The following is a 17,336-nucleotide window of genomic DNA, read 5'->3' on the forward strand; positions in this document are numbered from 1 at the left end:
TCAGGACACCGTCAACACCCCTGACTCCGGAGTAAGTTCCCTCTCGGCCAGCGCGCACACCTCAGCCGCCCACTCTTCGTGTCACGTTCAACAAGTACTCCTTCCTGTTCAGCGGGTTGTGGTCGGTGCGCGGACGCTCGGGGACCGTGCCGTGCGCAACTGGCGCATAGTGTGCGAAGGCGCTCTCCAGCTCGCCCTCGCCCCGGGTGAGCCCGGGCAGCCGCTGTCCGAGGGCGTGCACCCGGGCCGCCGGCACGGTGCCTTCGAGGACGCAGACGTCCTGCCGGTTCCGCGTCGTCTCGGGCACGGCCGCGAGTCCGGCCAGCACCGGCAGCAGGGCGCCGAGGGTGTCGGCCGGGGCCTCGACGCGGAAGCGGTGCATCGGCTCGTGGACCCGGGTCCCGGCCCGCCGCAGCGCCTCGACGAGCACCAGCGGCGTCAAACCGCGGAAGTCGGCCCCGGTGCTGGACATGCTCTTGTCGAAGCCCTGGTGGGCGTGGCTCTGCCGGGGCCAGTAGCCGCTGTGGGTCATGGTGACCACGCAGTCGGTGACCCGCCAGCCGTGCAGCCCCTGGTCGAGGGTCTCGCGCACGGTGTCCTCGACGGCCTTGAAGAAGGCGTACGGCATCGCGCCGAGCTCCACCTCCAGCCGGAACGCGACGCCCGCGCCGGCCGGCGCGGGGTCGACGCGCAGGCCGACCGTCGCGAGGAACGGGTTCTCGTCCTTCTTGATGAACTCCGCGGCCTGCCCGGTGCCGACGACCCGTTCGACGCACAGCGGTGTGGTCTCGCGGAAGGTGACGTCGAGGCCGTACTCGTCGGCGAGGGTGGCCTGGAGGACCTCCTTCTGCACCTCGCCGTAGAGGGAGACGGAGGTCTCCTGCCGGCGTTCGTCGTGGCGCAGGCCGATCAGCGGGTCCTGTTCGGCGAGCCGGGTGAGCGCGAGGTGGAGCGCTCCCCGGTTCACCTCCGGGCCGGGGACGACGACGGTCTCCAGGGTCGGCGGGGCGAAGACCTGCTCGTAGCCCTTGCGGGGCGCGCCGAGCGCGTCGCCGATCCTGATGTCGCCGAGGCCGGTGAGGCGGGCGATCTGGCCGGCGACGACGGCGTCCGCGGGGGTGTCCGTGCCGTGGGCGAAGACGCTGATCCCGGTGACCCGGCGTTCGGTGCCGTCCGTTCCGCAGGGGATCCGGTCGCGGGTGCGCAGGGTGCCGGAGAACATCCGGGCGTAGGCGGCCTTCTCCCCCGCCGGGCCCCGTTCGACCTTGAACACGGTCGCGGAGACCGGCCCGTCCGCGTCCCCGTCGGCCGGCGGCAGCAGTGTCTCGATGCCGGTCAGGAGCGCGTCGACACCGGCGCCCGTGGCGGCGGAGCCGAAGTAGACCGGGTGGACCAGGGCCTCACGGGTCTGCGCAACGAGGGCTCGGTGCAGCAGGGCGTCCGTGACGGTGTCCTCGACGTACGCGGACAGCAGGGTGTCGTCGTGGTCGGCGAGGACGTCCAGCGCGGCGGCGGGTCCGGGCCCGGGGACGAAGCGGGCCGCGCGCGTGCCGAGGCCGGTGGTGGTCCCCATGGGCACGATCGCGGGGGTCAGCCGGGCCGAGATGCCCCGCAGCACCTCCTCGTGACCCGCCCCGCGCCGGTCGATCTTGTTGACGAAGAGCAGGGTCGGGATGCGCAGCCGCCGCAGCGTCCGCATCAGCACCCGCGTCTGGGCCTGCACCCCCTCGACGGCGGAGATCACGAGGACGACCCCGTCCAGCACGCCGAGCACGCGCTCCACCTCGGCGATGAAGTCCGGGTGACCGGGCGTGTCGATGAGGTTGACGGTCACACCGTCGAGCGGGAACGAGACGACGGCGGACTTGATGGTGATGCCGCGCTGCCGCTCCAGTGCGAGGGTGTCGGTGCGGGTGCTGCCGTCGTCGACGCTGCCGATCTCGTCGATCACCCCGGCCGAATGGAGCAGCCGCTCGGTCAGGCTGGTCTTACCCGCGTCGACATGGGCGAGGATTCCAAGGTTGAGCATGTGCACGAAGCGTCATGTCCTTCGGAGAGGGGGCTGTTCCTGCCTGGGGGGACATGAACGCAGTGCGCATCCGGAACTCCTCGGGACTCGGGCACGTGGTGGACCTGTGCAGTGCAGCAGACCGGCGCCGGGGGCCACAACGGAATTAACCGCCGCCCGGGGTACCCGGGGGGCGTGTGCAAGGAGAGGAGCGGCTCGTGCGTGACGTTCTCCCGGTACTCGGCCGCTGGTACAGGGCCGGGCTCCCGTTCGGTCTCGCGACGGTCGTCGAGGTCAGCCGCAGCGCGCCGCGCGACCCGGGTGCGGCGATGGCGGTGGGCCCGGACGGCGAGGTCGTGGGCAGTGTGTCCGGGGGGTGTGTCGAGGGTGCGGTGTTCGAGCTGGCGCAGGAGGTCGTGGCGAGCGGCGAGGCCCGGCTGGAGACCTTCGGCTACAGCGACGAGGACGCCTTCGCCGTGGGCCTGACCTGCGGTGGTGAGATCACGGTGCTCGTGCGTCCCGTCGCGCCCGGGCTGGATCCGGGGTTCGGCGCGGTCGTGGACGCGGTCGCGGCGGGAGAGCCGGTGGTCGTGGCCACGGTGACCGGCGGTCCGGCGCGGCGCGGGGCGACGCTGGCCGTCTGGCCGGACCGGGTCTCGGGCACGCTCGGCGCGAGCGGCCTGGACGCCGCCGTCACCGCCGACGCGCGCGGCGAGCTCGCCCTGGGCGCCACCGGCCTGCGGCACTACGGGCCCGGGGGGCAGCGCCGCGAGGACTCCGTCGGCGTGTTCCTGCAGTCCTTCGCGCCGCCGCCGCGGATGCTGGTCTTCGGCGCGATCGACTACGCGGCGGCCGTGGCCCGCATCGGGGACTTCCTCGGCTACCGGGTCACCGTCTGCGACGCCCGCCCGGTCTTCGCGACGCCCCGCCGCTTCCCCGAGGGCGTCGAGGTGGTCGCCGCGTGGCCGCACCGCTATCTGCGCGACACGGACACCGACGAGCGCACGGTGATCTGCGTTCTCACGCACGATCCCAAGTTCGACGTGCCGCTGCTGACGGAGGCGCTGCGCCGCCCGGCCGCCTACATCGGGGCGATGGGCAGCCGCCGCACCCACGACGACCGGGCGAAGCGGCTGGTGGAGGCCGGGCTCACGCGGCACGAGCTGTCCCGGCTGCGCTCGCCGGTCGGACTCGACCTCGGGGCCCGTACGCCCGAGGAGGTGGCGGTGTCGGTCGCGGCCGAGATCGTGGCGCTGCGCTGGGGAGGCACCGGTGCCCCGCTGACCGTCACACAGGGAGCGGTGCACCCGCCCCGCCCCGACGGGACGGACACCGGACGCCGGGCGCGCCCTGCCCTACAGTGACGCCATGAGCAACCCCTCCGAAGCTCCTGTCGCACCCGTCGAGGCCTATGAACCCCCTTACTACGTGGCGGTGTTCACCTCGATACGGACCGAGGACCAGAGCGGCTACAGCGAGACCGCCGCACGCATGGAGGAGCTGGTGAAGGAGGTGCCCGGGTTCCTGGGGATGGACCACGCGCACACTCCCGGCGGGCTGTCCATCACCGTCGGGTACTTCCGCGACGCCGACGCGCTGACGGAGTGGCGGTCCAACGCCGAGCACCGCGCGGCGCAGAAGCGCGGACAGGCCGAGTGGTACGAGAGCTACACGCTGCACGTGGCGAAGGTGGAGCGGAGCCACGGGTTCTCGCGCGCGTAGGCGGTCAGCGCGGTGTGCGGGGCGGCAGCCGGTGCAGTGCCACGTCGGTGAGCAGGCCGTCGGCGACGGTGGCGGTCATGTACGTGCAGTGCGGCTGCCGGCGGCGGTCGGTCGGCGAGCCCGGGTTGAGCAGCCGCAGACCGCTGGGCGCGGTGGTGTCCCAGGGGATGTGGCTGTGGCCGAAGACCAGCACGTCGAGGTCGGGGAAGCGGGCGGCGCAGCGCTGCTCGCGGCCCTGGGCGGGGCCCGTCTCGTGGATCACGCCGAAGCGCAGCCCGCCCAGTTCCACGTAGGCCACCTCGGGCAGCCGGGCGCGCAGGTCCGGCCCGTCGTTGTTGCCGTACACGGCGACGAGCCTGCGGGAGCGGGCCTCGAGCAGGTCGAGGGTGGCGGTGTCGACCCAGTCCCCGGCGTGGAAGACGACGTCGGCCCGCGGGAGTTCGGCCAGCAGGGGGGCGGGCAGTTCCCTGGCCCGCTTGGGCAGGTGGGTGTCGGACATGATCAGCAGGCGCACGATCTCAGCCTAAAGGTGCTGTATCCACTTATGCGGAGGAGTCAGCATCCAGACGTCGCCGACCGACCGGCGCACCCCGAACGGACGGACGGCCCGGCCCAGTTGCCCGCCGCCGAGATGATCACGGCACGGTCTCGGCGGCGGTCCGAACGTGAGACCGCCCACCCGACCGGGTTAGCATCGGGCAACGCGCAGTACAACAGGACGTCTACGGCGAGCGACCCGAAGGGGCCCCGAAACCCGATGCCGGTCAAGGTCAGCGTCATCATCCCCGTCTACAACCCGGGGATCTACATCGAGGACTGCATCTCCTCGCTGCAGCGGCAGTCGCTGCCTCCCGACGAGTACGAGGTGATCTTCGTCGACGACGGCTCGACCGACGAGACCCCCGCCCGGCTCGACGCGCTCGCCGCCGAGGACCCCCGGATGAAGGTCATCCACCAGGAGAACTCCGGCTGGTCGGGCAAGCCCCGCAACGTCGGCATCGAGGCCTCCCGCGGCGAGTTCGTCATGTTCGTCGACAACGACGACTACCTGGGCGACGAGGCCCTGGAGCGGATGTACGACTACGGCGTGGCCAACGGCGCCGACGTGATCGTGGGCAAGATGGCCGGCAAGGGACGCGGCGTGCCGGTGGAGCTGTTCCGCCGCAACCACCCGCGCGCCACCGTCGAGAACGCCCCGCTCATCGACAGCCTCACCCCGCACAAGATGATCCGCCGGGCCTTCCTGGACCGCATCGGCCTGCGCTTCCCCGAGGGCAGACGGCGGCTGGAGGACCACGTCTTCATCGCCGAGGCGTATCTGCGCGCGGAGAACGTCTCCGTGCTCAGCGACTACGTCTGCTACTACCACCTGCGGCGGGACGACGGCTCCAACGCCGGCTTCGAACGCTTCGACCCCGTCGGCTACTTCAAGAACCTCCGCGAAGCCCTCGACGTCGTCGAGCGCTACACCGAGCCCGGCCCGGTGCGCGACCGGCTCTTCCGGCGCTGGCTGCGGGTGGAGATGGTCGAGCGGCTGCGGGCCCGGCGCTTCCTGAAGCTGCCCGACGACTACCGCCGGGAGCTGTTCGCGGAGATCCACGAGGTCGTCGTCGAGCGCTTCGGCCCCGGCGTGGCGGCCGGTCTGCAGCCGACGCAGCAGGTCGTCGCCGCGCTGACCGCGGCCGACCGGTACGACGACGTGGTGTCCTTCGCCCAGTGGGAGGCGGGGCTCGCCCCGCGGGCGACCCCCGGCGAGGTGGAATGGCGGGAGGGCTCCCTGCGGGTCTCCTTCACGGCCGAGTACCTCTCCGGCGGCGAGCCGATGGCCTTCCCCGCCGGCGCCGAGGCGACGCCGCTGCCGGACGCGCCGAAGGACGTCCCGGAGGCGGTGGCGTGGGTGGCCTCGGAGACCGCCGCGCGGTTCGGGCAGGCCACGGCCGATCTGCTGCTGCGGGAGCGCTCCAGCGCCGCGCAGTACTTCCAGCCGGTGGAGTTCAGCCGGGAGACGGTACCCGTCGGGGACGGCGAGGAGGTCCGGCTGGTGCTGCGGGCGACCGCCACCGTCGATCCGGCCGCCCTGCCGGGGGACGGCGTCTGGGACGCGGTCGTCCGGGTCAAGCTCGGTGGGTGGACCAAGGAATGCCGCCTGGGTCCGGTGACGCGGCCGGACCGGCCCACGCCCGGGGCGGGTGTCGTCGGCGGGCGCGCGGTCCGGCCGTACTGGACGGACCCGCACGGCAACCTCTCCCTGGAACTGGGTACACGGGGCAAGCGGCTCGGGCTGGGCGGCGTGCAGCAGGGGGACGTCACGGTCTCCGCGGGAGTGTTCCGGGTGCGGCTTCCCCTGCACGTGCCCGGGGACACGGACGTGCGGCTGAGGTTCGTCTCCTCGAGCCGGATCGTCGAGACGCCGGGCACGCTGTCCCCGGATGTGCGGGGGGCGGGCTCGGTCCTGGCGGCCGCCCTGCCCGCCGAGGACCTGTCCGGCGGCATCTGGCGGGTGGCGCTGTGCCTGACGCCGGGCGCCGACGGGGCCCGCTTCACCGGACTGCCGTTCGCCCTGCGCGCCGGGGGCGGGAGTGTGCTCGTGGCGCCGGTGCCCGGGCCGGGTGCCGCGCTGCGCCTGGCGCGGCGTGCGCGGCGGGTGCTCGGGGCCGCGCGCCGGAAGGTGGTTTCCCGTATCAGGACCGGAGGGCAGTGACACATGCGACCACTGGGCATCAAGGGCGCCTGGGTTCTGGAGCCCAAGATCTTCCCGGACGACCGGGGCAGCTTCCACGAGTGGTTCCGGGGCGAGGAGTTCCGCGCGGCCACGGGCCGTGACCTGTCCCTGGCGCAGGCCAACTGCTCGGTCTCCCGGCGGGGCGTGCTGCGCGGTGTGCACTTCGCCGACGTGCCGCCCAGCCAGGCCAAGTACGTCACCTGCGTGCGCGGTGCCGTCCTGGACGTGGTGATCGACTTCCGGGTGGGCTCCCCCACGTACGGCACGTGGGAGGCGGCCCGGCTCGACGACGACACCCGGCACGCGGTGTTCCTCTCGGAGGGCCTGGGCCACGCCTTCATGGCCCTGACCGACGACGCGACGGTGGTGTACCTGTGCTCGGAGGGCTACGCCCCGGAGCGCGAGCACGGCATCCACCCGCTCGACCCGGCCCTGGGCATCGAGTGGCCCGAGGGAATCACCCCGCTCCTCTCCCCCAAGGACGAGCAGGCCCCGACCCTGGCGGAGGCGGAACGGCAGGGCCTGCTGCCGTCGTACGAGGCGTGCCTGGCCTACGACGAGCAACTGCGGGGCGGGAAGGGCGCCTGAGTCCCCGCGGGCGGCCGACAAGGCAGCTCGCCGCACACGCCGAAGGCCCGGACGCGCACAGCGTCCGGGCCTTCGGCGTGCCGGGTCGGGTCAGCGGCTGACGCCCACCTGCTCCAGGGCCTTGCGCAAGGGCTCCCAGCCCATCGAGCGGGGCAGGCCCCGGTTGCGGGCCTGGGCGAGGGGACGCCAGAAGCCCGCCTCCAGCAGCGCCTCGGGGCGCACGGCGCCGGCCCGTTCCAGGATCGCCTCGGGGACCTTCTGCGGGTCGGGCACCTTGTACTCGGCCATGATCTCGTCGTACTTCTCGTGCAGGACCCGGTTGTTCGGGTCGGCGCCGAAGACGACCAGCTGGCCGGTGGGGGCGGTGTCCACCTGGATGGTGACCAGGTCGGGGCGGTAGCGGGCCAGCACCTCGGTGATCTTGAAGACGTCACCGGTCCAGGCGTTGGTGTGCCGGTCCCGGGCCGCCTCGTCGACGCTGCGCGGCAGCATGTCGTCGAGGACGATCACGCTGGACCAGTCCGAGTACTTCTCGACGTTCATGAAGTCGCGCAGCGCGAACTCGAACAGGTGCATGCCGTCGATGAAGGACAGGTCGAGCGTGGTGCGGCGCCAGTAGCCGATCGGGCTGCGGCCGCGGCGCAGGTTGCGCAGCGGGTGCCGGCCTCCCTTGAGGTGCTGCAGGGGGTTGTCGCGGGCGAAGAAGTCGTCACTGGTGGCCTTCACCAGGTGGACGTCGCACTTCAGCTCCGAGACCACCTTGAAGGCGGGGTCGATCGCGATGCTGGGGACGCGGGACAGCGTCAGGCTGCGCCCGTCGTTGACGCCGATCTCCAGGTAGTTGCGATTGGCGCTGACCTTGTGCAGTTCCCGGAGGAACTCATGGCGTTTCACGAGGGGAGACCTTCCTTGCGGATCCGGGGCAGGGCTTCGTGCAGGGCGGAGCGCCAGTCGCGCGGCAGCGGCAGGCCGATCTCCTGCCACCGGCGGTGTGCGAGGGCGCTGTACGCCGGGCGGGGCGCGGGCCGGGGGAAGGCCGCGCTGCTGGTGGGGCGCACCCGGTCCGGGTCGGCGCCGAGCAGGGAGAACACCTCTCGGGCCAGTTCGTACCAGGTGGCCTCACCGGAGCTGGTGGCGTGGAAGACGCCGTGCGCGTCGGGACCGAGCCGGGGGCCGAGGTCGGCGATCCGCTCGGCGACGTCCGCGCTCCACGTGGGCTGCCCGCGTTGGTCGTCGACGACGTCGACGGTGTCGCGGCGGGCTTCGAGACCGATCATGGTCCGCACGAAGTTAGCGCCGTGGACCCCGTAGAGCCAAGCCGTGCGCACGACCGCGCTCGCCCCGGGCAGTTCTTCGAGCACGGCCCGCTCGCCGGCCAGCTTGGTGCGGCCGTAGGCGGTGCGCGGGTCCGTCGGGTGGTCCTCCTGGTAGGGGGCGGTGCGGGCCTCGCCGTCGAAGACGTAGTCCGTGGAGACGTGGACCAGGCGGGCGCCGTGTGCGGCGCAGGCCCGCGCGAGGAGGCGCGGCCCGTCGCCGTTGATCTCCAGGGCGCGGGCCTCGTCGGTCTCGGCGTCGTCGACGGCCGTGTACGCGGCGCAGTTGACGACGAGGTCGGGGCGGTGTTCCCGGACGGCCGCGTCGACGGCCTCGGGGCGGGTGATGTCGAGGGCGGCGCGGTCGAGGCCCGTGACGGTCTCGCCCCGCCGGGTGAGTTCGTCGACGACGTCCCGGCCGAGCATCCCGCCGGCGCCGGTGATGAGCCACCTCATGCGCGCTCCTGTGCGACGCGCCGCTTCAGGGGCTCCCACCAGGCGCGGTTGTCGCGGTACCAGGCGACGGTCTCGGCGAGGCCGGTGGTGAAGTCGTGGCGGGGGCGGTAGCCGAGTTCGTCGCGGGCCTTGGACCAGTCGACGGAGTAGCGCAGGTCGTGTCCCTTGCGGTCCTCGACGTACTCGACGCGGTCCCAGTCCGCTCCGCAGGCCTGAAGGAGCAGGCCGGTGAGTTCCTTGTTGGTCAGCTCCGTGCCGCCGCCGATGTTGTAGACCTCGCCGGGCCGTCCCTTGGTGCGGACGAGGTCGACGCCCTGGCAGTGGTCGTCGACGTGCAGCCAGTCGCGGACGTTGCGGCCCTCGCCGTACAGCGGCACCTTGTGCCCGTCGAGGAGGTTGGTCACGAACAGCGGGATGACCTTCTCGGGGAACTGGTGCGGGCCGTAGTTGTTGGAGCAGCGCGTGACGCGCACGTCCAGGCCGTGGGTGCGGTGGTAGGCGAGGGCGAGCAGGTCGGAGGAGGCCTTGGAGGCGGAGTACGGGGAGTTCGGCTGGAGGGGGTGGGTCTCCGGCCAGGAGCCGGTCTCGATGGAGCCGTAGACCTCGTCCGTGGAGACGTGCACGAAGGGGCCCACGCCGTGGCGCAGGGCGGCGTCCAGCAGGGTCTGGGTGCCCAGCACGTTGGTGCGGACGAAGTCGGCCGCGCCGGTGATGGAGCGGTCGACGTGGGACTCGGCGGCGAAGTGCACGACCTGGTCCGCGTCGGCCATGAGCTTGTCGACCAACTCGGCGTCGCAGATGTCGCCCTGCACGAACTCCAGCCGGGGGTGGGTCAGTTCGAGGTTGTCGAGGGTGCCGGCGTAGGTGAGCTTGTCCAGCACGGTGATGCGCGGCGCGTCGGGTCTGTCCGTGGCGAGGGCGGCGCGGACGTAGCGGGAGCCGATGAACCCGGCGGCGCCGGTGACGAGGAGGTTCATGAAGTGATCTGCACCTTGCTGTGGTCTCCGAGGACGAGGCGGTGGGCGCTGGGGACGCTGGGGGCCGGGGTCACCTCGACGTGCCGGCCGATCAGCGAGGACTCGATCCGGCCGACGCCCCGGATCGAGGAGTCCCGCAGCACGATGGAGAACTCCAGTTCACTGTCCGTGATCCGGCAGTTCTCCGCGACGGAGGTGAAGGGACCGACGTAGGAGTTGCTGACGAGGGTTCCCGAGCCGATGACGGCGGGCCCGACGATACGGGAGTTGACGATACGCGCGCCCTCTTCCACGACCACCCGCCCGATGGTCTGCGAGGCGTCGTCCACGTCGCCGTCGATGCGGCGCTCCATGCCTTCGAGGACCGTGCGGTTCACCTCGAGCATGTCGCCGACGTTGCCGGTGTCCTTCCAGTAGCCCTTGATGACCGTGGAGCGCACGTCGGCGCGGGAGTCGATCAGGTGCTGGATGGCGTGCGTGATCTCGAGTTCGCCGCGCCAGGACGGCTCGATGGCGCGGACCGCGTCGTGGATCAGGGGCGTGAACATGTAGACGCCGACCAGCGCGAGGTCGCTCTTCGGCTGGTCGGGTTTCTCCTCCAGGCCGATCACCTGGCCGGTCGGGTCGAGTTCGGCGACACCGAAGGCGCGCGGGTCGGCCACGCGGGTGAGCAGGATCTGGGCGTCGGGCCGGTGTCTGCGGAACTCGTCGACGAGGCCGGTGATGCCGCCGACGATGAAGTTGTCGCCGAGGTACATCACGAAGTCGTCGTCACCGAGGTAGTCCCGGGCGATCAGGACCGCGTGGGCCAGCCCCAGGGGCCGCTCCTGCGGGATGTAGGTGACGTTGAGGCCGAACTTCGACCCGTCGCCCACCGCTTCCTCGATCTCCGCGGCCGTTTCCCCGACGATCATCCCCACGTCGGTGATGCCGGCCTCGGCGATCGACTCCAACCCGTAGAAGAGCACGGCCTTGTTGGCCACTGGCACCAGTTGTTTGGCCGACGTGTGTGTGATCGGCCTCAGACGTGTTCCTGCGCCGCCGGACAGCACGAGAGCCTTCATTCAGCTCACCTTAGTCGCCATCCGGCGGATGTGAACATCACTTCTTCTGGTTGTCGACGCGCGGCGTTCCGCGGGACGTCACCGCGCGTCCTCCTGGAGAGCGGTCAGTCCTCGCCCCGGACGATGTTCCACTCCGGCCCCGAGCGCGCGGCCGTGGGGGCGGCCCGGTCCTCCACGGCGGGGAGGCAGGTCCGCAGCGCGGCCTTTTTTCCGCGCAGGCGGCGTGCCTGCGACCAGCCGGTCTCGGGCCGACGGACGACGGGCTTCTCGGTGGTCTCCATGGACGTCACGACTCATCATCTTCCTTCTGCATCCGCTGCCGTTCGAGTCCCCAGGGACAAAGCGAACAAACTCCGGCCGGGACGCTTGTGCCGCGACGCCGAACTCCCCACCCCCGCAGGGCTGTTCGGTCGAGGTACGACGGTCCCGGGCACGGAGGGTGCGCGGGACCGTCCGGTGGGTCGCCGTCGTCAGGCGTTGGGGCGCGCGGCGCTGATGTCGCCCAGCGCCGACTCCGGGTCGCGCTCCATGGCCAGGTCGCCCAGGGAGACGATGCCCACGGGGCGTCCGTGGTCGACGACCGGGATACGGCGCACGGAGTGCTCGCGCATCAGCTGCACCGCGTGGATCAGGTCCTCGTCGGGTCCGACGGTGACCAGCTCGTCGCTGCACGCGCCGGCCACGGTGGTCCGCTCCGGGTCGCCGCCCTTGCTGATCGACCGGACCACCAGGTCACGGTCGGTGACCACTCCGCGCAGATCGTCGCCGTCCGTCACCAGGACGACTCCGAGGTCCTCGTCGCGCATGATGCGCGCCACCTCGGCGACGGAGGTCTGCGGCTCGACGGTGACCGGGTCGCCGGTCATGATGTCGCGGACATGCTGAGCCATGACGTTCCTCTTTCTTCGGCTCGCTGGCGGTTTCTCCGTCCTACGCGGCGCCGGGTACCCGACGGGACGGCATGGTCACCCGCGGAGAACCGCTCAGTGGCGGCCGAGCACCAGCTCGGCCCACACCTGCTTGCCGCCGCTGACCGGCAGGGTGCCCCAGGTCGCCGCGAGGGCCTCGACGAGGAGGATGCCCCGGCCGCCGGTGGCCTCCCAGCCGATGCTGGTGGGCCGGACCGGGGAGCGCGGCGAGGCGTCGGCGACCGCGATGCGCAGGCGGTCGCTGACGAGGGTGAGGTCCATGCGGACCCGGCCGTCGGTGTGGACGAGGGCGTTGGTGACGAGTTCGGAGACGACGAGGAGGGCCGCGTCGACGTCCTCGGTGACGTCCCAGGCGCGCAGGGTGCGCCGGGCGAAGCGGCGGGCGTGCCCGACCGCCTGCGGCACCCGCCACACCGTCCAGCTCTCCCGCAGCGGCCGCAGGGCCAGGCCGTCGTAGCGCATGAGGAGCAGGGCCACGTCGTCGCTGCGCCGGGCGTTGCCGAGGAGGGCGTCGGCGACCAGGCCCAGGTCGGTGGGGGCGGCGGCGCCCAGCCGGGCGGCGAGGCGGTCCAGGCCCTCGTCGATGTCGGTGTCCGGTGACTCGACGAGCCCGTCGGTGGCCAGGGCGATCAGGGTGCCGGGCGGCAGCCGCAGCGGGCTCATGGGGAAGTCGGCCTGCGCGATCACGCCGAGGGGCGGGCCGCCCTCGGCCTCCGCGATCTCGGTTCCGCCGTCGGGGTAGCGCAGCACCGGGGGCGGATGCCCGGCGCGCACGCACCAGGCGGCGCCCTCCTCCAGGTCGACGTCGACGTAGCAGCAGGTGGCGAAGAGGTCGCTCTCCATGTCCGTGAGCAGCCGGTTGGCGTGCGCGACCACCACGTCCGGCGGGTGCCCCTCGACGGCGTAGGCGCGCAGGGCGGTGCGCATCTGCCCCATGAGGGTGGCGGCCCCGGCGCTGTGGCCCTGGACGTCGCCGATGACGAGGGCGACGTGGTTGTCGGGCAGCGGGATGACGTCGTACCAGTCGCCGCCGAGCTCCAGCCCCGCCGTGCTGGGCAGGTAGCGGGCGACGGCCACCGCGCCCGGCAGCCGGGGCAGGCGGCGGGGCAGCAGCTGGCGCTGGAGCATGCCGACGAGCTCGTGCTCGGCGTCGAAGGCGCGGGCCCGCACCAGGGCCTGTCCGGCGAGGCCGGCGCAGGCGGTGAGCAGAGCGCGTTCGTCGGAGCCGAAGTCGTGCGGGGTGTCCCAGCCGATCAGGCACGCGCCGGCCATGCGGTTCCCGGCGGGCAGCGGCAGGACCGCGAGGCCGCCGGGGCCGACCTCGGCCAGGGCGCGTTCCAGGGGGCTGCCGGCGGGCCAGATCCGGGCGCGGCCCTCGCGCAGCGCGGCGGCGAGGGTGGGCATGGCGCGCACGGGCGCGTCGGGCCACTCGCCCCGCCACTCCGCGCGCCACACCTGGGGCCAGGCCTCGGGCTCGGGCGGGTCGAGGACGGTGACGACGAGCCGTTCGCTCTCCAGCTCGGCGAGCGCGATCCGGTCGGCCCTGAGCGGCCGGCGCAGGGCGGCGACCACGGCCTTGCCGACGTCGCGGACGGTGACGGCGGTGGCCAGCGCGGCGGCCAGGCGCTGCACGCGGGCCACGTCGGTGACGTCGGCGCGCAGGGTGGAGGCGTCGGCGACGGTCCCCACGAGCCGTGCCGGATGGCCTTCGCCGCCGGGCAGGAGGCGCCCGCGCAGCCGGAGCCACTTCGGCGGCCCGGTGGGCTGGAGCACCCGGAACTCCAGCTCGCGGTCGCCGATGGACATGTGGTCGGCCTCCACCACGGACATCAGCGAGGGCAGGTCCTCCGGCACGGTCAGGCTCAGCAGGGTCTCGACGCGGCCGTCGAACTCGACGGGGTCGAGTCCGAACAGGTCGAGCAGATCGTCCCCGACGCGGACGCGGCCGGTGTCCATGGCGAGGCTGAACGCGCCCGGCGGCAGTTCACCGCCCTCGACGGGTGCGGCCGGGGCGGGGAAGGCGACCGCCTCGGAGACGAGTTCCAGGCACTTGCGGTCGTCGGTGTCGAACCCCTCGGGGCGCTCGCTCACGGCGAGGAGGCAGCCGCCGCCGTCCCCGTGCACGGGCAGGGCCGTCACGAAGAAGTCCCGGGAGGGGACGCGCCGCGCCTGCGCGTGCTCGGCGAGTTCCGCCGGGCCCAGGGAGACCGGCCGTCCGCCGCGGTGCGCCTCGGCGACCGGGGAGCGCCCGGCCCGGGGATAGCTGTCACGCAGTCCGTACAGCGTCCTCGGGACCCCGGCCGACTCCATCAGGCACAGCAGCTCACCGTCCTCACTCGGCGTGTACACGGCGACGAAGGACGCCCCGGCGAAGACGAGCGCCTGTTCGAGCACGCGGCGCACCCGTTCGGGCGACTCCTGATCGGCCGCGATCGCTCTGAGGGCACCTTCGGCACGCAGCGTTCGCGTTCCGCGCTCCTGGGCGCCCTGACTGACCACGTTGGCCATTACAGCGCTTATGGGGCACCTGCGCAGCCCCTGTGAGCGTTCAGTGGACCCGCGCGCACAAGGGCGGTCGAAAGGCGTCGAACATCTCTTAACGCATGCGTTCCGCACGGTGACCTCGTGACAGCCGTGACTGTCGGGCCCCGGCGCGTGGCTGGAAAGCTCGGTGCCCGTCACGGAGGGGGACGCATGGACAAGCGGTACGAGGTGTACGCGCTCGCCGACCGGCATTTCTACGAGACGCCGGACCGGCTCGCGCGCAGCGGGCAGGGGACAGCCGCGCACCTCTACGAGACGGCCCGCCGGCCGGTGCCCGAGGGCTGGGAGGCGGCGCGGATCGGCGACTGGCTGACGATGACGCCGCTCGGCCCGGACGGGAAGCCGGTGCCGGGCCCGGCGCAGGGCTGGAAGATCCACGCCTCGGCGACCCGTGCGAACGCGGAGGAGATCGCCGGGATCGTCTGGGACTACTGCGTCGAGCGGCGGATCCCCTTCAAGTTCGTGCCGGGCCCGCACCTGCTGCACCTGCGCAACACGAAGTACGCGCCCCGCGACGGCAGCGGCAAGTTCGTCACCGTCTACCCGGACGGCGAGGAGCGGCTGCACGAGGTGCTGCGCGAGCTGGGCGCGCTGCTGGAGGGGTTCGAAGGGCCGTACATCCTCACCGACCTGCGGTGGGGCGAGGGACCGCTGTACGTCCGCTACGGGGCCTTCGCGCGTTCGTTCGTCGTGGACGACCGGGGCTCGCTGGTGCCCGCGGTGCGGGACGGCGAGGGGCGGCTGGTGCCGGACCGGCGGTCGCCGTCCTTCCAGGTGCCCGAGTGGGTGACGCTGCCGGCGTTCCTCCGGCCGCATCTCGACGCGCGCAACACCACGACGGTCGGGGACCTGCCGTACCGCATCGAGAAGGCGCTGCACTTCTCGAACGGCGGCGGGGTGTACGCCGGCACCGACACCCGTGACGGGCGCAAGGTCGTCCTGAAGGAGGGCCGGCCGCACGCGGGGCTCGCCTCGGACGGCGCCGACGCGATCGCCCGGCTGGAGCGGGAGAAGCGGGCGCTGGAGCAGGTCGCGGGCACGGGCGTGGTCCCGGAGGTGCGTGACTGGTTCGAGCTCGGCGGTCACCGCTTCCTGGTGATGGACTTCCTCGAAGGCCGTCCGCTCAACTCGTTCTTCGCCGAGCGGCACCCGCTGCTCGCGCAGGACCCCGACCCGGAGGCCGTCGCCTCGTACACGGCGTGGGCGCTGCGCATCCACCGCAAGGTCGAGGAGGCGGTGGCGGCGGTGCACGAGCGGGGCATCGTCTTCAACGACCTGCACGTCTTCAACATCATGGTCGCCCCGGACGAGGAGTCGGTCTTCCTGCTCGACTTCGAGGCCGCGGCCCCGGTCGGGGAGAACGGCCGCCAGGTCGTCGCCCACCCCGGCTTCTTCGCCCCGCCGGACCGCCGGGGCACCGACGTGGACCGCTACGCCCTGGCCTGTCTGCGGCTGGCCCTGTTCCTGCCCGTGACCACCCTGTTCGTCGTCGAACGCGGCAAGGCGGCGCATCTGGCCGAGGTGATCGGGGAGCAGTTCCCGGACGTGCCGCGGGAGTTCCTCGACGAGGCGGTCGCGGAGATCACCCGGGAGGTGTCCGGCCGTACGCCGGCCGCTCCCTCCTCGCCGGTGGATCCGGGCGACTGGCCGTACAGCCGCGACTCGATGGTCAAGGCGATCCTCGCCTCGGCCACCCCGGAGCGCGACGACCGGCTCTTCCCCGGCGACGTCGCCCAGTTCTCGGACGGCGGCGGGCTGGGGATCGCCCACGGTGCCGCGGGCGTGCTGTACGCGCTGGACGCGGCCGGCGCGGAGCGGTACGAGGAGGGCGAGCGCTGGCTGCTGGAGCACACCGCCCCGTCCCCGGTCGGCACCCCGCTCGGCCTGTACGACGGGCTCGCGGGCGTCGCGCTGGTCCTGGACCGGCTCGGGCACCGGCAGCGGGCGCTGGACCTCGTCGAGGGGATCCTCGCGGAGCGGTGGCAGAACCTCTCCTCCGACCTGCACGGCGGACTGGCCGGACTGGGCCTCGTCCTCGGCCACCTGGCCCGCACGACCGGCGAGACGGAGCTGCGCGACCGGGCCGACGACGCCGCGCGGATCCTCGTCCACCGGCTCGCCGAGCCGCCCCCGGGCGCGCCCCGGCGGCGCGCCGGACTGCTGCGGGGCGCGACGGGACCGGCCCTGTTCCTGCTGCGGCAGTACGAGTGGACCGGCCAGGACGCGTGGCTGGAGGCGGCGGCCGTGGCACTGCGCCAGGACCTGGGGTCCTGCGTGACCCGCGACAACGGGGCGCTGGAGGTCGACGAGGGCTGGCGGACCCTGCCCTACCTCGGCGACGGCAGCGCCGGAGTGGGCATGGTCCTCGACGACCTCGTGGCCCATGCGCCCGCCCTCGCCGGGGAGTTCGAGGCCGCCCGCTCCGGTGTCCTCACCGCGGCCACCTCGCGCTTCTATGCGCAGCCCGGGCTCTTCCAGGGCCGCGCCGGAATGATCCTGCACCTCAGCCGCACGACCACGCCGGGCGCGACCGCGGACCGGCTGGCCGGGCAGATCGCCGGGCTCGGCTGGTTCGCGATGGCGTACCAGGGCCAACTGGCCTTCCCCGGCCACCAGATGATGCGGCTGTCCATGGACCTCGCCACCGGAACGGCAGGGTGCCTGCTGGCGCTCGGCGCGGCCCTCGACCCGGCCACCGGCGCCCACCTGCCGTTCCTCCCGCCGGCCCACCGGCGGCCCACATGACGCGGTTCCGCGATCCGGCGGAGTCGTGACACCACCCCGTCCCCACGGATGACCACGGACGGACACCCAACGGAAGGACAGATCATGGCACTTCTCGACCTGCAGACCATCGAGTCCGAGGAGCGGACGGACGGCGGTGGCGCCAGCACGGTGAGCCTGCTCTCCTGCATCAGCGCCGCGAGCGTCCTGCTCTGTCTCTGACCTGCGGTCTGCGCGGCCCCGGGCGGTTCTCTCCCTGCGGGGAGGGACCGCCCGGGGTCCACCCGTC

At 72.8% G+C, this 17,336-nt stretch carries 15 protein-coding genes; 6 read left to right on the plus strand and 9 right to left on the minus strand.

Features of this window, described 5'->3' with window-relative positions; all coding sequences use genetic code 11:
* Window positions 1-61: 61 nt before the first annotated feature.
* A complete protein-coding gene (locus ACSUPV_RS01830; RefSeq protein WP_436946779.1) occupies window positions 62-2,035 on the minus strand; it encodes a GTP-binding protein in 1,974 nt (657 codons plus the stop codon).
* A 191-nt stretch (window positions 2,036-2,226) separates the two neighbouring features.
* Between ACSUPV_RS01830 and ACSUPV_RS01835 the strand changes: the two genes are divergently transcribed.
* Together ACSUPV_RS01835 and ACSUPV_RS01840 are read left to right on the plus strand one after the other, a co-directional pair.
* Window positions 2,227-3,372 (plus strand): XdhC family protein, encoded by a 1,146-nt coding sequence (locus ACSUPV_RS01835; protein ID WP_037764138.1) that lies wholly within the window; start codon window positions 2,227-2,229, stop codon window positions 3,370-3,372.
* 4 nt (window positions 3,373-3,376) lie between these two features.
* On the plus strand, window positions 3,377-3,730 hold the full coding sequence (locus tag ACSUPV_RS01840) for an antibiotic biosynthesis monooxygenase family protein (protein ID WP_359792405.1): 354 nt from the start codon (window positions 3,377-3,379) through the stop codon (window positions 3,728-3,730).
* Between the two features lie 4 nt (window positions 3,731-3,734).
* On the opposite strand, the gene ACSUPV_RS01845 is transcribed toward ACSUPV_RS01840, so the two are convergent.
* Window positions 3,735-4,244: a metallophosphoesterase family protein gene (locus ACSUPV_RS01845; protein ID WP_031117829.1), complete on the minus strand. Its 510-nt coding sequence runs from the start codon at window positions 4,242-4,244 to the stop codon at window positions 3,735-3,737.
* Between the two features lie 243 nt (window positions 4,245-4,487).
* Between ACSUPV_RS01845 and ACSUPV_RS01850 the strand changes: the two genes are divergently transcribed.
* Both ACSUPV_RS01850 and rfbC read left to right on the plus strand, forming a co-directional pair.
* Window positions 4,488-6,431, plus strand: coding sequence for a glycosyltransferase family 2 protein (locus ACSUPV_RS01850; protein ID WP_436946780.1), 1,944 nt, complete (start codon window positions 4,488-4,490; stop codon window positions 6,429-6,431).
* A gap of 3 nt (window positions 6,432-6,434) precedes the next feature.
* Complete coding sequence (rfbC, locus tag ACSUPV_RS01855) at window positions 6,435-7,040, plus strand: dTDP-4-dehydrorhamnose 3,5-epimerase (protein WP_436946781.1); 606 nt, start codon at window positions 6,435-6,437, stop codon at window positions 7,038-7,040.
* Window positions 7,041-7,130: 90 nt separating this feature from the next.
* Here rfbC and ACSUPV_RS01860 read toward each other — a convergent pair whose 3' ends face one another.
* From ACSUPV_RS01860 to ACSUPV_RS01890, 7 genes are all read right to left on the minus strand, one after another.
* Entirely contained in the window at window positions 7,131-7,934 is an 804-nt protein-coding gene (locus ACSUPV_RS01860) for a methyltransferase type 11 (RefSeq protein WP_031117826.1), read from the minus strand.
* Window positions 7,931-8,809, minus strand: coding sequence for a dTDP-4-dehydrorhamnose reductase (gene rfbD, locus ACSUPV_RS01865; RefSeq protein ID WP_436946782.1), 879 nt, complete (start codon window positions 8,807-8,809; stop codon window positions 7,931-7,933). The genes ACSUPV_RS01860 and rfbD overlap by 4 nt, the downstream gene beginning before the upstream one ends.
* Window positions 8,806-9,786, minus strand: a complete 981-nt coding sequence (rfbB, locus tag ACSUPV_RS01870) for a dTDP-glucose 4,6-dehydratase (RefSeq protein ID WP_031117824.1) — start codon at window positions 9,784-9,786, stop codon at window positions 8,806-8,808. The genes rfbD and rfbB overlap by 4 nt, the downstream gene beginning before the upstream one ends.
* Window positions 9,783-10,850 carry a glucose-1-phosphate thymidylyltransferase gene (locus ACSUPV_RS01875; protein WP_359792412.1) on the minus strand — a complete coding sequence of 356 codons (1,068 nt, stop codon included), beginning with the start codon at window positions 10,848-10,850 and terminating at the stop codon, window positions 9,783-9,785. Before ACSUPV_RS01875 ends, rfbB begins: the two co-directional genes overlap by 4 nt.
* 104 nt (window positions 10,851-10,954) lie before the next feature.
* Window positions 10,955-11,140, minus strand: coding sequence for a hypothetical protein (locus ACSUPV_RS01880; RefSeq protein WP_037764143.1), 186 nt, complete (start codon window positions 11,138-11,140; stop codon window positions 10,955-10,957).
* 180 nt (window positions 11,141-11,320) lie between these two features.
* Window positions 11,321-11,740 (minus strand): CBS domain-containing protein, encoded by a 420-nt coding sequence (locus tag ACSUPV_RS01885; protein ID WP_031117822.1) that lies wholly within the window; start codon window positions 11,738-11,740, stop codon window positions 11,321-11,323.
* 93 nt (window positions 11,741-11,833) lie between these two features.
* Window positions 11,834-14,287, minus strand: a complete 2,454-nt coding sequence (locus ACSUPV_RS01890; RefSeq protein WP_037764144.1) for a SpoIIE family protein phosphatase — start codon at window positions 14,285-14,287, stop codon at window positions 11,834-11,836.
* Between the two features lie 186 nt (window positions 14,288-14,473).
* Between ACSUPV_RS01890 and lanKC the strand changes: the two genes are divergently transcribed.
* Complete coding sequence (lanKC, locus tag ACSUPV_RS01895; RefSeq protein ID WP_436946783.1) at window positions 14,474-17,068, plus strand: class III lanthionine synthetase LanKC; 2,595 nt, start codon at window positions 14,474-14,476, stop codon at window positions 17,066-17,068.
* A gap of 84 nt (window positions 17,069-17,152) precedes the next feature.
* A complete protein-coding gene (locus tag ACSUPV_RS01900; RefSeq protein ID WP_010040504.1) occupies window positions 17,153-17,269 on the plus strand; it encodes a SapB/AmfS family lanthipeptide in 117 nt (38 codons plus the stop codon).
* Window positions 17,270-17,336 lie beyond the last annotated feature (67 nt).

This window comes from Streptomyces sp. SudanB52_2052, from assembly GCF_964272415.1.
Classification (GTDB): domain Bacteria; phylum Actinomycetota; class Actinomycetes; order Streptomycetales; family Streptomycetaceae; genus Streptomyces; species Streptomyces olindensis.